Source organism: Streptosporangium amethystogenes subsp. fukuiense (genome assembly GCF_042665875.1).
GTDB lineage: Bacteria > Actinomycetota > Actinomycetes > Streptosporangiales > Streptosporangiaceae > Streptosporangium > Streptosporangium fukuiense.
In genome coordinates this window covers 35,594-48,769 of the sequence record NZ_JBHTEE010000001.1, presented here as the reverse complement: position 1 = coordinate 48,769, position 13,176 = coordinate 35,594, and the positions used below count along the sequence as shown (strand labels likewise).

Genomic DNA, 13,176 nt, shown 5'->3' with positions numbered 1-13,176 from the left:
GTCGTCCGGGGAGTTTCTGAGCGAGAGGTTCCGGATGATCACATTCTGGACATGCGTGAACAGGCCCTTCTCCGCGGGGTCGCAGGTGTCGCCGCCCCAGACGACCTCCGCAGGGCCCCAGCCGTTGACGTCGAGCCCGATGGGGTAAGCCGATCTTCTGCCGCGCCTGGGGGTACGAGGAGCTGACCGCCGACCCCCGCTGGGAGTACGGCCTGCCGCCCCGGATGGAGTCGGAGCTCGCCTGGATCCAGCACGCCCTCTCCCACCTGAAACCCGGCGGCACCGCCGTCGTACTCATGCCGCCCGCCGTCGCCGGCCGCAGGTCAGGGCGCCGCATCCGCGCCCAGCTGATCCGCCGGGGGGCGCTCAGCGCGGTGATCACACTCCCGCTCGGCAGCATCCCCAACATGGCGGTCGCCCTGACCCTGTGGGTGCTGCGCAGACCGCAGGACTCCGGTACGCCCGGCCATGTCCTGATGGTCGACACCTCCGACCGCCCCGAGGACTTCGCGCGGGTCGCCGCGGATGCCTGGGAACGCTTCGAGGCCGGCGCGGACGCCGACGAGCCCGGCGTCGAACTGCTCGACGACGACGTCGACCTCACCCCCGCCCGATACCTCGCGCCGCCGCCCGCGGACCTGTCGCCCGAGCGCGTCACCGGGCAGCGGAACCGGGTGGCCGACCTCCTCCGCCGCACCGCGGAGCTGGTACCGGCCGTCGGAAAGGTCGTCAGCGGGGTGGTCTTTCCCCTCTGATCAGGTTTGCCTCCCCCGGGCGGATCAGGCCGCACTCGTAGGCGAGGACCACGGCCTGGACACGGTCGCGAAGCCCAAGTTTGGCCAGCACCCGGCTGACGTGGGTCTTGACGGTGCCCTCGGAGAGAAACAGATGGCCGGCGATCTCGGTGTTGGACCTGCCGGTGGCGATAAGGTCGAGCACCTCTCGTTCGCGGTCGGTCAGGATGTCCAGTTCGGTGGCGGAGCCCGGCGGGGGTCCCTCGCCTGTTCCAATGAACCGTTCGAGCAGGCGGCGAGTCACGGTCGGCGCCACAATGGCCTCCCCGCGTGCCACGACCCGGATCGCCGAGAGCAGGTCGGCGGCGAGCGTGTCCTTCAGCAGGAACCCGCTCGCCCCTGACCGCAACGCCGCGTAGACGTATTCGTCGAGGTCGAAGGTCGTGAGTATCAGCACCCGAGGCGCGTCAGGGCCGCGGCGTATCCGGCGGGTGGCCTCGACCCCGTCGACCTCGGGCATCCGCACGTCCATCAGCACGACGTCAGGCCTGCTCTGATCAGCCAGCAGCGCCGCTTGCGCTCCGTCACCGGCCTCGCCGACGACCTCCATGTCGGGCGCGTTCTCCAAGATCATCCTGAAACCGGTCCTGACCAGGGCCTGGTCGTCGGCCAGCAGGACGCGGATCACCTGGCTGCCCCGTCGAACGGCAGTCTGGCTCGCACGATGAACCCACCTCGGCTTCCCGGACCGGCGAAGAGGTCTCCGCCCAGTGTCTCCGCCCAGTGTCTCCACCCGTTCACGCATGCCTCGCAGGCCCTGCCCGGCACCGTCGTTCCCGGCACCGTCGTTCCCCGTGCCGTCGCGGCCGTCGTCGCTGATCTCCAGCTGCACGCTCGACTCGCGGTAGGACACCAGCACTCGCGCCCGGGCCTGCCGACCGGCGTGCTTCATGGTATTGGTCAGCGCCTCCTGCACAATGCGGTAGGCCGACAGGTCCACGGCGGGCGGCAGCGACGTGGGACCGCCCTCGATGCGCAGGGTGACCGAGGTGGCGGCCTCGTTGACCCGGTCGATCAGCCGGGGCAGCTGGGCGAGCCCAGGCTCGGGGTGCAGGGAGGCACCGAGCTGCCCGGTCGTGGTGAGCACCCGGCGCATGTCCGCCAGGGACGCCCGGCCGGTCGTAATGACCGCCTGGAGCGCGCTGCGGGTGTCGTCCGGCCGGTTGTCGAGCGCGGCCTCGCCGCCCTGAGCCTGGACGACCATCACCGACAGGCCGTGCGCCACCACGTCGTGCAACTCGCGGGTGATCCTACTTCGTTCGGCGGCCACCGCCATCTCCGCCCGCTGATCGCGTTCCCTGTCCAGGTCCGCGGCCCTGGCGCGAAGCTGCTGAAGATAGGACCTGCGGTTGCGCGAACTGGATCCGATCGCCCACGCCGCGACCAGGACGGAGGCGATGACGAGCAGGCCGCTCGCCGGGCCCGCGCCGGATTTCCGCTCGATGTTCAGGGTCACCGGATCCGTCGGGGCCGCGCCAGGATCCGCCTCCACCGTGGTGATGGTCTTGAGCGCTCCGGGAAGCCCACCGGCCGGCCGGGCGCTCAGCGCGCCGAACGTGCTCCAGCAGGTCACGATCACCAGCAGCCCGGTCAGCATGAACAGGGAGACCTTGCGGTGAGTGTCGGAGGCGACCGTGTACAGCAGGATCGGCGTCGCCAGGTCGACGACCACCAAGGGCACCACCAGCGCCAGGTGCACCCCGGCGGACACCGCGCAGAGTGCCAGCATGGGCACAGGCCGGCGACGCAGCGCCACGCCCACCACGGCGATCAGCGTGGCGCCCCACCAGACCCACAACTCAGGCGGGCCACGTCACAGCGAACAGGCTGCCGGTGTACTTGCGAACCATCGTGTTCGGATCGTTCAGCAGCACGCAGATCGCCAGCAGCGTGAAGGCCAGGGCGGTATCCCTCACGCCCGGCCTGCTCCACCATGTCCTGAGGGTGTCCGTCGCGCCGCGCCCCATGACAGCTCAGAGTACGGCACGGCCAGCCGCCACCGGATCAGCCTGAAGTCACATCCGCCTGCGACCAGAGACAGACGTCCCCACCGCACGGAACGGGCCCGTAGACAGACGCACGCGCAGCTCGCCCGCCCAGAGGCTGAGCAAATGACTGGACGTAGATCTCTTCTCGGCGTGTGGACGGCGGCGGCCCTGATGGCGATGGCGACGCCGGCCCCCGCGTCCGCCGCCCCCACGCCCTCGATCAACTGGAAACGGTGCCCCTCCTACTCTGAGGCTGTCCTGCGCGCACGCGGGATCGAGGGCGACCGGATGGCGGAGTTCCGCACGCTGATGGCACGCACCGATTGCGGGACCCTCAAGGTCCCCTTGGACTACCGCAGGCCTGGCGGCAGGCAGATCACCATCGCGGTGACCCGGCTAAAGGCCGCCGACAAGGCGAACAGGCTGGGCAGTGTGGCGGTCAACTCCGGCGGCCCCGGGGGGCCGGCTATCTGATGCCGATCGACCACGTGATGATGAACGCGGCGAACGCGCGGTTGAACCAGCGCCATGACCTGATCGGATTCGACCCGCGAGGCGTCGGATACAGCACCAAGGTCGACTGCCCCGAGCCGGACAGCGGCGCGGGTCACGGCAAGGGCAACAAGCGCGGGCCGGGGGCGCTGACGGAGAGCGAAGCCAGGCAGATCTACGACGATCAGGTGCGCGGCAACCGCGCCTGCTCAAGCTTCGACCCGGCCTTCCTGGGCGGGCTCACCACAGTCAACATCGCCAGGGACCTGGATCGCATCCGGGCCGGGCTGGGTGAACGGAAAATCGGCTTCCTGGCCCTGTCCTGGGGCACCTGGCTGGGCGCCGTCTACCGCAGCGAGTTCCCCGACACGGTGGGCCGCATGTGGCTGGACAGCGTCGCCATCCCGCACTTCAGCACCCTCGCCTTCGAAAAGGGGCGCGCCGAGGCCACCGCGCGCAACTGCTCACGCATGGCGGGCTGGATGGCCAAGCGCGACAAGACCTACGGCTTTGGCACCAGCCGTAAGAAGGCCGAGGCCGCGCTGCTGGCGCTGCGGCGCGACTACGACGCCAAGCCCAGGACCTTCACCGACCTCGACTTCCCCGTCGCCGGCGCGACGGTCGGCATGCTGTGCGCGCAAACCGGCCCAGACTGGCCGCTGACCGCCAAGGCGTTGAGCGGGCTGCGGGACGTCACGGGTACAACCGCCCCGCACGAACTCAAGCAGATCTACTCCGGCAAGCCGATCGACATCCCTCCGGGCGCGCCGGAGGACTTCAACCAGACCATGAACCGCGCCACCTTCTGCAATGAGGACACCGGCCCGCGCGACTTCGCCTCAGCGTGGTCCGCGTGGCAGCAGCGGCTCAAGAACCACCCTCTCACCGGCGACTTCGGCAAGTTCTCCGCCGTGGCCGGGTGCGCAGGCTGGACCCTGCCGGTGACCACGACCCAGGTCCGCGACAGCGGAACGTCGTTGCAGCTGTCCGGCCACCGCTACGAGAGCATGTCCCCCTACGAGTGGACGACCCGCATGCAGCAGATCATCGGCGGCGCGGTGCTGACCGTCGACGACGACGTCCACGGATCGGCCCTGATGGATCCCACGTGCGGTGCCAAAGTTGCCACCTACTTCGAGACGGGCCGCCTCAGCAACGGTCACTGCCGGGGCATCCAGCCATCAGCCTGACCGGATGGGCGTAGAGAACGGTCCGCCGGACCGAACGGCCGGCCGTTGACTGGACAGCCCCTGTCCCAGGCGAAGACCACACGCTGTGACAGCCGCCAGATTCAGTTGCATCGAATAGGCGGCACCTGATTACGCGAGGCCGCCGGCGCCGGGACCATACTTGGTCCCGGCGCCGGCGGCCCGACGGGCTCCTCAAGCCAGCCTTCTGTCTACTGGCCTGAAATACCATGACGCTATCGTGAGCGCTAAAAGAAAGAGCGCCGGAAGTAGCTGATACCAGGCATCACCTGAGGCGATATGCGAGAACATCCCTCCCGTGAACAGGAAGAAGAGGCCCGCATACGCCCACTCCTTGAGTAGCGGATATTTAGGGAGAAGAATCGCCGCCACCCCCAAGAGTTTCCACAGGCCAAGCACCGTCAGAATATAGGTAGGGTATCCCAGCTCCACGATGCCCCACGCGTAGGGCGGCGCCAGCGCCCCTTCGCCTTCCGTCCTCAACAATTGCTGAACCCCGGAACCGACCAATCCCGATGCGAGCCCAAGAGTGGAAAACCAGTATATGATCTTATACTTGTTCGCCATATCGCATTAACTCCTTGTCGACTTGATCTCCATGGCCACATACGCTGCCGCTCGTGCTCGGACAGGCGTTTCGCTTGTCTTGATGCGGCGCATTCGTCAAGCTATCGCGAGCTTTTTGGTCCGCGCTTCTCGATTCTTGATCGATCCGACCGCGGCCGACCGGCGCTCGCGGAGGCCGAGCCGTCCAGCGCGTTCGGCCATGTTCCAGCGGTTCCTACGGTCGATGCCGGCCGACGGCCCTGCCTGCCGAAAACTACATCCGTGCGGTTCAAGCGGCATGTGAGCGTCTGCCCTCCGGCCGGGGACAGAAAGGGCGAAGCGTCCGTATGACGGTCGGCCGATGCAGTCACAGCGGAACCCGTCAAACCTGCTGAGACATCAGGCCACTTCTTCTGGGAGCCTCGACCGGCCGATCGCCGAGGAGTGGTCCGTGAGGGAACAGCGACGTCCATTGACATTGGAAGATCGCGAAAAGATCCCGCGATGCCCGGCCCTCAATCCCTCGAACAAGTAGACAGCGCGGCACATCGACCGGAGCGAGTCGATGGTATGCCGGGAAATCCTCCACAACGGTGGCCGTGAAACGTATCGTGCTCACGCGGCGCAAAGACGCGCCGAAGTGGGAAGCCAGCACCCAAAAGATCGGAGGTTAGACGGGCTGTCTTAAACTGGCGGCGGTGTCACGGTTGCGGCATGGGATCGCGGAACCAACAAGAACACGAACGGACTCATTCGGGAGCACCTTCCCGAAGGGACAAAGATTCGGACTTCGAAGGCTCACCCGAGGCCGCGGGAAGTCGCTCCATGGCAGTCGACCCGGCGGGTCCGCCCGTCACGGATCTCGCGAGCGCAATCCTTTCAGGTACTCGCCCGGCCCTTGAGAACGAACCTTGTCCCACATCAGCCCGCACGCTCGGGCCCGGCCTTCATCGCTCCTGACCTCGCATCGAGTCCGGGCCAGGCCGGAGTGGCCAAGCGTGTGATCCGGCCCGGTAGTCGTACGATCTTCATCGCAGGCGGCCCGTATCCGACCCGACACGGAAGGCGACGACATGGCCAGGACCTTTCAGCATCGCACCTACACGATCCAGGAGGGCCTGATGGAGGAATGGGTGGAGAAGTGGCGATCGAAGGTCGCGCCGCTCCGCCGTGAGTTCGGGTTCGAGATCCATGGCGCCTGGGTGGATCACGAGCGGAACCAGTTCATCGTGGTCCTCTCGTACGACGGCCCGGAAAGCTTCAAGGAGCGGAACCAGCAGTACTGGGACTCTCTCAACCGTCTCGAATCGGGCGTGGAGCCCCTGCTCTACCTGGCGGGCCGGGTGATCCGCGAGGTGACCCCCGCCTACTGACAGATAACTTCACCGCCCACTATGTGAGGCGTATCTGCCACTCCGGAACAAGTGAGCGATCCGCTACATTTCCCGGCAATTGCAGCACCACTGCGAAACGTTCGCCGCGTTGTTCATGGCCGACCGTGTCGCGAGCAGCACGCATCCGGTAGACATCACCACGCATCCGAATCACCGAACTCGCGCTGGATCTCCCGGATCTCAGCCAGATCATCCGGATCGTTGGCCAGTCTCTCCGCATCGGCACGGGCCTGTTCCAGCCAGCGCAGTCGTCCTGCGATACGGATCGCCTCGCGGATCACATCGGTGGTGGACCTGCCCTCGGAAGTCAGTTCGAGGAGGATCTTCTCTGTGTCTGAGTCGATCTCAACAGTCAACATACCCATATCTTCACCGGAACCTCCCGAGGATGCTCCGGCCTTCAGGCAGGGGAGGAAACGGGGGCGGGAGGGCCGCCCAGGCCCGAGTGTGCCCTGACCGGTCGGTCATGTCGATCGGCTTCTTTCTGAGTTGTGTAGCGGAAACACGGAACAGAAGAAGCACTGAATGTCATGCTCATTGCGTGCTGGTGACGGAGATGCTGAAGCTCGCCCCGAGCGCTGAGCAGCGCGAGGCGCTGGCGGCGACGATGCGGGCATGCAACGCCGCCGCCAACCGGGCCGCCGAGGTGGCGTTGAGCACCACACCGCCGGCAAGATCGCTGTGCAGAAGCTGGTGTACGCCGACCTGCGGGCCGGGTTCGGCCTGTCGGCGCAGATGGCCATCCGGTCGATCGCCAAGGCATGCGAGGCCTACAGGCGGGACAAGAAGATCAGGCCGGTGTTCCGCGAACTGGATGCGGTCGCCTACGACCAGCGGATTCTCACCTGGAAAGGCCGCGAGGCGGTCAGCGTCCTCACCCTCACCGGCCGCATCATCGTCCCCGTCGTCTACCAGGGCCGTTGGTCGACGACCGGCGGGGCCACCGTGCGGGGACAGGCCGATCTCCTCTACCGCGACGGCATGTTCTTCCTCGCCGTCGTCATCGACGTTCCCGAAGCACCGCGGGGCGATGAGCCGGACGAGTGGCTGGGGGTGGATCTTGGCATCGTGAACCTGGCCACCGACTCCACCGGCGAGGCACATACCGGCAAGGGTGTACGCGCCGTCCGGCGGCGCAACGTCCGTCTGCGGGCACGCCTGCAGGCCAAGGGCACCAAGTCCGCCAAGCGGCTTCTCAAGGCGCGTCGCCGCAAGGAGTCCCGGTTCGCCCGTAACACCAATCACGTCATCTCCAAGCATCTGGTCGGTAAAGCCAAAGACACCCGGACCGGGATCGCCCTCGAAGACCTCGAAGGCATCCGCGAGCGGGTAACGGTTCACAAGGCTCGGCGTGCCGACCTGCACTCGTGGGCGTTCCACCAGCTGCGCACGTTCGTGACCTACAAGGCGGCCATCGCCGGTGTGCCCGTGCGTCTGGTCGATCCCCGTAACACCTCCCGCACCTGTCATCGGTGCGGGCACCGCGACAAGCGCAACCGTCCCAGCCGGGACGACTTCAAAGCCTCGGCTGCGGGTTCGCCGGCCCCGCCGACCACAACGCTGCGATCAACATCGGTCGCAGGGCAGTGAGTCACGCTGCCGACGACGCGGCCTGAACCGTGCACCCCATGCACGGCGAGGAGCTGCAAGCTCGGTCCCTTCAGGACCGAGAAGCTGACTGTACGATCAGGTAGCCCGCAGGACTTCGATCGATTTTGGTGAACGGCCGGATACTCCGGGTAGCCGCTCGTAGTACGCGGCTTGGCAGGTCTGGCCGTCACGGGTCTCGTGGTCGCGCTTCTACCGTGCTTCCCATGGACACTCCAGATCTCCTCATCCGCAACGCCTCCCTCCGCGGTCGTCCCGGCAGATGGTCACTGGCGGCGACGGGCGGGCTGCTCAGCCTCGTCGCCGAGGACGACCCCGACCTCGGCCCGGCGACCGATGTGACCATCGACGCCGACGGCGCCCTGGTCACCGAGCCGTTCGTGGACGCCCACCTGCACCTGTGCAAGGCACACACCCTCGACGCGGCCGGCCCCGCCGCACTGTCGGAGTACACCGGCCGCGCCATGGGGGCCGCGATGGGAGCCATCGAGACGGCCGCCGCCGTCAAGGCCGGTCAGACGCGGGAGGCCGTCCTGGAACGGGCCCGGCCGGTACTGGTCGAGTCCGTGCGGCACGGCGTCCGGGCCGTGCAGGCCTTCGCCGACATCGATCCGGCAGCGGGGCTGACCGGGGTGGAGGCGCTGCTGGCGCTGCGCGAGGAGTTCCGCGGCGTGGTCGACGTGCGGGTGGTGGCGTTCCCGCAGGACGGCCTGCTCCGCGAGCCCGGCACCGAGGAACTGGTCGCCGAGGCCGTACGGCTCGGCGCCGACGTGGTGGGCGGCATCCCGTGGATCGAGTGGACCGACGCCGACGCCGCCGAGCACGTACGGCGCATGGTCGATCTCGCACGGCGGCACGGGCTGCGCGTCGCCATGCTGGTCGACGACGCCGGAGACCCGGGGCTGCGGACGACCGAGATGCTCGCGCGGGAGTTGCTGGAGCGGAACATGATCGGGCGCGGCAGCGCCCAGCACGCGCGGGCGATGGCCCTCTATCCCGAGCCGTACCTGCGGCGCCTGGCCGGACTGTGTCGTGCGGCGGGGCTCGGTTTCGTCAGCGACCCGCACACGGGACCGCTCCATCTACCGGTCTTCGAGCTGGCCCGCGCCGGGGTTCCGGTCGCACTGGGGCAGGACGACGTCGAGGACGCCTACTACCCGTTCGGGCGGCACAACCTCCTGGAGGTGGCGTTCCTGGCCGCGCACCTGCTCGACGCCCGCACCGACGCCGCCCTGGAACGGCTGTACGACATGGTGACCGTCGACGCCGCCCGGGTCGTCGGCCTGCCCGCCCACCGCCTGGAACCCGGGGCTCCCGCAGACCTCGTCGTCCTTGAGGGGCGGACCCTCCGCGAGGCCCTGACCCGGCACGCACCGCCCCGCCATGTCGTCGTCGCGGGCCGGGTCGTGGCCTCGTCCACCCGACACACCGTCTTCGGAGCCGGTGTCCCCCGCTGAAGGACACGCGTGCCCATTGACCCGTCCCCGCAGGCCCGCCCGGGTGAACAAGCGCTGAGAACCGCCGCCCTGGCGGCGATATCCGTGCCAGGCGGGCCTGGACCTCGACCGCTCAGCCGAGCGGGTTGTCCTTCTCCCGCAGCCTCTCCAGGGCGGGCCCGTACATGCGGGCCTTGATGGTGCCGAGGGTGGGGCCGCCCTTGGCCGTCTGGGCGCGAGCGATCTCCATGGCGGTCTGCCGCACGGCGTCCTCGTCCACCGCGCGGTCGACGACGGCGGCGGCCAGGGCGTCATGGCCGCCGTAGCGGCGCGCGGTGGTCATCGCCTCGTGCGCGGTCTGCGGGGCCAGCCGAGCCTGGATCAGCGCGGACATGCCCGGAGTGAACGGGATGTTGATGTCGGCTTCCGGCAGGCACCAGTAGCCCCGGTCGGCGCGCATCACCCGGAAGTCGTGGGCCAGGGAGAACATCGCGCCGGCCGCGAAGGTGTGCCCCTGCAGGGCGGCCACGGTGACCATCGGCAGGGTCAGCACCCGTGCCAGGAGCTCGTGAACGCTGACCACGTAGTCCCGGTGCAGGTCGGCGTGGGCGAACAGCCAGTCCAGGTCCAGGCCGTTGGAGAAGAACTTGCCGGTCGCGACGGTCACCAGGGCACGGGGGCCCTCCGCCTTCTCCACCTCGTCCAGCGCGGCGTTGACGGAGGCGATCCAGTCGGGGTGGAAACGGTTCTCGGTGTCCCCGATGTCGAGGATGAAGACGTCGTCCTGGCGGTCGAGCGTGGGCATGCCTGATTCCTTTCGCGGTTGTCGCTCATGCACACCTGGCCCGGCCGGGATCGGCAGCCGCGCCCACGACGAGCGAGCCGCCGAACATGAGCGCCTTTCTGACGTCGAAGACCGGCAGGAACTTGCGTCGGCAACGATGCTACTAGCGAGTAACTACGGCGAATCGCATATTACATCGAAGTAACTCATTTGTCCGCAGGATCAACTCCGGGCGGCAAGCCCTCCGCGTCCTGTTTGCTACCGGCGGGTCATCGGACCGCCCCAAGGTTTTGAAATCCTGTGGCCGACCACCTCGGGTCCCTTCGCCTACCGTGGGAGCAGGTTCCCTGCCGTGCCGACCGGCCGGCCCGGCACACCGCCGGACACCGTGCCGCGCTTTCCGCCAGAGCCGGAGTTCGAGATCTCCGCCCGCGAGGAGATGTGATGACCAAGGTCAGGAACGCTCTCGTAGCCGGTGCGATGACGGCCTCCGCCCTCCTCGCACCCATGACGACGCCGGCTCCGTCCGCCGTCGCGGACACCGCGGCCTCGAACGCCTCGCCCACTCTCGGCTCCGCCCAGAAGCCCTGCCGCGAGCACAGGCACCCCGAGAGGTGCCGCGCCCGGCGCGGTCACCACGGCATCATCGGCGGTGGCGATGGCGGTGTCGGCATCGGCGGCGGCATCAGCGACAACAGGGCTCCCGGCAACAGAGGCGGGGCGGGGATCGACAACTGACAGGACCGCGGGCGGCTCGCGAGGCACTGCCGCGTTCCTCGGCGCGGGTCACGAACATGCGGCGCCCCGGGCCGGTGTGGACCGGTACTTCCGCCGAGGAACGTCACGACATGATCACGAACCGGCCCCCGGCATGTCGCAGGACTACCGCCCGGCCTCGTGCGCGTCGACCAGCCGCTTGGGGGCCGTCAGGCACCACGCCTCGGTGACCAGCTCGAACAGCTCATCCGGATCGATCTTCGCGAGGTGCACCACGACCCAGCCGAACCGGCCCGCGGTGAACTGGACCTCGAACACCTCCGGCCGCTCCGCCACCAGCGCGATCTGCTCGTCGATCGTCGCCTTGAGACCCACGGTCTCCGTGTCTCCCCACAGGTAGCCGAAACCCTTGCCTCGGACCTTCAGCGAGGTCCAGCTGCCGGAGTCGCTCTGCTGCACCTCGGGAAGCCTGTCGAGCATCTCCAGGAATTCACCAACACTCACACCCATGGGCCACGTCTATCAGAACGCTCCGACAATCCCCGCGAAACCACCCTGCCCTCGAAGGCCACCGCGGGCCCGGCCCGGCCGGTACCTCTCACGCCAGGGGATCTGTAGGAACTCCCGCGAGTTCGTTCTGAGCCTGAGCCTGCACACCATGGTAGGAGTGCCATACCGAGAGTAGTGAACCGCTTGACGCTCCGTCGGGATTCCTGAAGCATTGCCAGCAATTGAGGTGTCCGGTCGGAGGCAGTGAGCTGGGGTGTGCCGATGAGCCTTGGTGTGGTGCGATCACTGGCTACTCCTAGGCGTCTAACGAGCTCGCAGGACTTCGAGGACTACGAGCAGGAGCTCGTCGACCAGTACTTACTGGCTTGCGTCTGCGCTGGAATGAGCGACGATTCGATCACCGATGATAGGCAGGCGATCTTCGAGTTCGTCCGGTTTCTGAGTGGCCCGGTATGGACGGCCGGCCCGGAGGACGCCGATCGGTTTCTGACAGCTCAGCGGAAGCTCGGCAGGGCCAAGAGCACCGTCCAGCACAAGGCCTGGACGATCGCGCAGTTCTTCGACTTCCTGATCATCCGCTACCAGGGCGACGTGCACGCCCTGACCGGGCACGTGCTCTGCCAGCCCCATCGACGAGTTCAACCGGCCGGCCAAGGCCGACTACGGAACCCCGCGGATCCCGCCACCCAGCAGCGAGGTCGAGGCGATGTTCGCCGCCTGGCGGGAGTCGCTGCCCGGAGCCCGTAAGTACCTTCCCGCTGCTCGTGACTACTTCGCCGCGTCACTGTGGCGCCGGGTGGGATTGCGGATCACCGAGACGGTGAAGCTTGACATCCGAGACTGGCGGCCAGACCTCGGCGAGGTCGGCAAGCTTCATGTCCGCTTCGGTAAGGGAAGCCGCGGCCGCGGGCCCAAGCCCCGGCTCGTCCCCGCCATCAACTCCGTGGACATCTTGATCAACTGGTGGCTGACCGATGTGCGACACCAGTTCGGCGACGACTGGAGTGACCTCGATGCCCCGCTGCTGCCTAGCGAGCGGCGCGACACCCATACTGGCCGCAACAGGAGAGCCGGCGACGACACCCTGCGAAACGGGCTGACGGCTGCGGTCCAGGCGTTCTTGCCGTCCTGGAGCGGCAGGATCACCCCACACGTCCTGCGGCATTTCTGCGCCTCGCACTTTTACGAGCAGGGCATGGACCTCAAGGCCATCCAGGAAGTCCTTGGCCATGAATGGCTATCGACCACGACCCAGTACATCCACGTCCACGCCGACCATATCGAGCGAGCCTGGGCAACAGCCAACCAGCGCGTCGCCGGCCGGCTCGGCCCCAGGGGAGGGTGACGACACCATGCGCTGGAATATGCGGATGAAGGCCGCCGAGCGCGGCATCTGGAAGTCGACCGAACTTCGGCGCCTGCTCGCCGAAGCAGGACTGGAGATCAGCGCGGGGAAGATGTCGGCGCTGTGGACCGGAACGCCGACCACAATCCGGCTCGACGATCTGGACGTGATCTGCTCGGTCTTGGAATGCGCGCCAACAGACCTGTTGATCTGCGAGCCGGAGAAGGTCCACGCGCGGCGGCCCCGCCAGGCCGAAACCGCTACCGGCGCCTCACCAGTGGCACCTCGCCTTGGCCGTAACCGAACAGTGCCTCCAGCGTGACCGCGCCGAGGATGTGCCCGGGTTGCCAGGTC

Annotated in this window: 15 protein-coding genes and 1 pseudogene; 10 read left to right on the top strand and 6 right to left on the bottom strand. The window is 67.7% G+C overall.

Going from position 1 to position 13,176, the window contains the following annotated elements; genetic code table 11:
• The first annotated feature begins 152 nt into the window (after positions 1 to 152).
• Entirely contained in the window at positions 153 to 755 is a 603-nt protein-coding gene (locus ACFQVD_RS00225; protein ID WP_343962163.1) for an HsdM family class I SAM-dependent methyltransferase, read from the top strand.
• Here ACFQVD_RS00225 and ACFQVD_RS44830 read toward each other — a convergent pair.
• On the bottom strand, positions 730 to 1,422 hold the full coding sequence (locus ACFQVD_RS44830) for a response regulator transcription factor (RefSeq protein WP_364155752.1): 693 nt from the start codon (positions 1,420 to 1,422) through the stop codon (positions 730 to 732). The genes ACFQVD_RS00225 and ACFQVD_RS44830 overlap by 26 nt on opposite strands.
• Before the next feature lie 87 nt (positions 1,423 to 1,509).
• Positions 1,510 to 2,592 (bottom strand): annotated as a pseudogene (locus tag ACFQVD_RS44825) (sensor histidine kinase); the annotation flags it as partial.
• Between the two features lie 313 nt (positions 2,593 to 2,905).
• Between ACFQVD_RS44825 and ACFQVD_RS00215 the strand changes: the two are divergent.
• Positions 2,906 to 3,256 (top strand): hypothetical protein, encoded by a 351-nt coding sequence (locus tag ACFQVD_RS00215; protein ID WP_343961919.1) that lies wholly within the window; start codon positions 2,906 to 2,908, stop codon positions 3,254 to 3,256.
• Complete coding sequence (locus ACFQVD_RS00210) at positions 3,256 to 4,464, top strand: alpha/beta fold hydrolase (protein WP_343961917.1); 1,209 nt, start codon at positions 3,256 to 3,258, stop codon at positions 4,462 to 4,464. The genes ACFQVD_RS00215 and ACFQVD_RS00210 overlap by 1 nt, the downstream gene beginning before the upstream one ends.
• A 192-nt stretch (positions 4,465 to 4,656) precedes the next feature.
• On the opposite strand, the gene ACFQVD_RS00205 is transcribed toward ACFQVD_RS00210, so the two are convergent.
• Complete coding sequence (locus tag ACFQVD_RS00205) at positions 4,657 to 5,049, bottom strand: DoxX family protein (RefSeq protein WP_343961915.1); 393 nt, start codon at positions 5,047 to 5,049, stop codon at positions 4,657 to 4,659.
• A gap of 1,052 nt (positions 5,050 to 6,101) precedes the next feature.
• Here ACFQVD_RS00205 and ACFQVD_RS00200 point away from each other — a divergent pair.
• The gene (locus ACFQVD_RS00200; protein ID WP_343961912.1) at positions 6,102 to 6,401 is read left to right on the top strand and encodes an NIPSNAP family protein; all 300 of its coding nucleotides are present in this window, start codon (positions 6,102 to 6,104) and stop codon (positions 6,399 to 6,401) included.
• Positions 6,402 to 6,556: 155 nt separating this feature from the next.
• Here the strand turns inward: ACFQVD_RS00200 and ACFQVD_RS00195 are convergent, their stop codons facing one another.
• A complete protein-coding gene (locus tag ACFQVD_RS00195) occupies positions 6,557 to 6,781 on the bottom strand; it encodes a hypothetical protein (protein WP_343961909.1) in 225 nt (74 codons plus the stop codon).
• Positions 6,782 to 7,037: 256 nt separating this feature from the next.
• On the opposite strand from ACFQVD_RS00195, the gene ACFQVD_RS00190 reads away from it, so the two are divergent.
• Entirely contained in the window at positions 7,038 to 8,012 is a 975-nt protein-coding gene (locus ACFQVD_RS00190) for an RNA-guided endonuclease InsQ/TnpB family protein (protein WP_343961907.1), read from the top strand.
• 224 nt (positions 8,013 to 8,236) lie between these two features.
• A complete protein-coding gene (locus ACFQVD_RS00185; RefSeq protein ID WP_343961905.1) occupies positions 8,237 to 9,487 on the top strand; it encodes an amidohydrolase family protein in 1,251 nt (416 codons plus the stop codon).
• Positions 9,488 to 9,599: 112 nt separating this feature from the next.
• On the opposite strand, the gene ACFQVD_RS00180 is transcribed toward ACFQVD_RS00185, so the two are convergent.
• Positions 9,600 to 10,271, bottom strand: a complete 672-nt coding sequence (locus ACFQVD_RS00180) for an enoyl-CoA hydratase-related protein (RefSeq protein WP_343961903.1) — start codon at positions 10,269 to 10,271, stop codon at positions 9,600 to 9,602.
• A gap of 423 nt (positions 10,272 to 10,694) precedes the next feature.
• Between ACFQVD_RS00180 and ACFQVD_RS00175 the strand changes: the two genes are divergently transcribed.
• Positions 10,695 to 10,988 (top strand): hypothetical protein, encoded by a 294-nt coding sequence (locus ACFQVD_RS00175; protein WP_343961901.1) that lies wholly within the window; start codon positions 10,695 to 10,697, stop codon positions 10,986 to 10,988.
• A gap of 144 nt (positions 10,989 to 11,132) precedes the next feature.
• On the opposite strand, the gene ACFQVD_RS00170 is transcribed toward ACFQVD_RS00175, so the two are convergent.
• Positions 11,133 to 11,477 (bottom strand): MmcQ/YjbR family DNA-binding protein, encoded by a 345-nt coding sequence (locus ACFQVD_RS00170; protein WP_343961899.1) that lies wholly within the window; start codon positions 11,475 to 11,477, stop codon positions 11,133 to 11,135.
• Between the two features lie 381 nt (positions 11,478 to 11,858).
• Here ACFQVD_RS00170 and ACFQVD_RS00165 point away from each other — a divergent pair, with 381 nt between their 5' ends.
• From ACFQVD_RS00165 to ACFQVD_RS00155, 3 genes are read left to right on the top strand one after another with little or no spacing between them, the layout of a single operon-like run.
• Positions 11,859 to 12,224 (top strand): hypothetical protein, encoded by a 366-nt coding sequence (locus ACFQVD_RS00165; protein ID WP_364155002.1) that lies wholly within the window; start codon positions 11,859 to 11,861, stop codon positions 12,222 to 12,224.
• On the top strand, positions 12,184 to 12,822 hold the full coding sequence (locus tag ACFQVD_RS00160; RefSeq protein ID WP_343961895.1) for a tyrosine-type recombinase/integrase: 639 nt from the start codon (positions 12,184 to 12,186) through the stop codon (positions 12,820 to 12,822). The genes ACFQVD_RS00165 and ACFQVD_RS00160 overlap by 41 nt, the downstream gene beginning before the upstream one ends.
• A 25-nt stretch (positions 12,823 to 12,847) precedes the next feature.
• Positions 12,848 to 13,144: a helix-turn-helix domain-containing protein gene (locus ACFQVD_RS00155; protein ID WP_343961893.1), complete on the top strand. Its 297-nt coding sequence runs from the start codon at positions 12,848 to 12,850 to the stop codon at positions 13,142 to 13,144.
• Positions 13,145 to 13,176 lie beyond the last annotated feature (32 nt).

Excerpts from the sequence above, each read along its gene's own strand:
- ACFQVD_RS00185 (WP_343961905.1), top strand. The coding sequence starts at position 8,237 with ATGGACACTCCAGATCTCCTCATCCGCAACGCCTCCCTCCGCGGTCGT.
- ACFQVD_RS00205 (WP_343961915.1), bottom strand. The coding sequence starts at position 5,049 with ATGGCGAACAAGTATAAGATCATATACTGGTTTTCCACTCTTGGGCTC.
- ACFQVD_RS00165 (WP_364155002.1), top strand. The coding sequence starts at position 11,859 with ATGAGCGACGATTCGATCACCGATGATAGGCAGGCGATCTTCGAGTTC.
- ACFQVD_RS00210 (WP_343961917.1), top strand. The coding sequence starts at position 3,256 with ATGCCGATCGACCACGTGATGATGAACGCGGCGAACGCGCGGTTGAAC.
- ACFQVD_RS00170 (WP_343961899.1), bottom strand. The coding sequence starts at position 11,477 with ATGGGTGTGAGTGTTGGTGAATTCCTGGAGATGCTCGACAGGCTTCCC.
- ACFQVD_RS00190 (WP_343961907.1), top strand. The coding sequence starts at position 7,038 with ATGCAACGCCGCCGCCAACCGGGCCGCCGAGGTGGCGTTGAGCACCAC.
- ACFQVD_RS00180 (WP_343961903.1), bottom strand. The coding sequence starts at position 10,271 with ATGCCCACGCTCGACCGCCAGGACGACGTCTTCATCCTCGACATCGGG.
- ACFQVD_RS00215 (WP_343961919.1), top strand. The coding sequence starts at position 2,906 with ATGACTGGACGTAGATCTCTTCTCGGCGTGTGGACGGCGGCGGCCCTG.
- ACFQVD_RS00195 (WP_343961909.1), bottom strand. The coding sequence starts at position 6,781 with ATGTTGACTGTTGAGATCGACTCAGACACAGAGAAGATCCTCCTCGAA.
- ACFQVD_RS00160 (WP_343961895.1), top strand. The coding sequence starts at position 12,184 with ATGTTCGCCGCCTGGCGGGAGTCGCTGCCCGGAGCCCGTAAGTACCTT.
- ACFQVD_RS00155 (WP_343961893.1), top strand. The coding sequence starts at position 12,848 with ATGAAGGCCGCCGAGCGCGGCATCTGGAAGTCGACCGAACTTCGGCGC.
- ACFQVD_RS00175 (WP_343961901.1), top strand. The coding sequence starts at position 10,695 with ATGACCAAGGTCAGGAACGCTCTCGTAGCCGGTGCGATGACGGCCTCC.
- ACFQVD_RS00200 (WP_343961912.1), top strand. The coding sequence starts at position 6,102 with ATGGCCAGGACCTTTCAGCATCGCACCTACACGATCCAGGAGGGCCTG.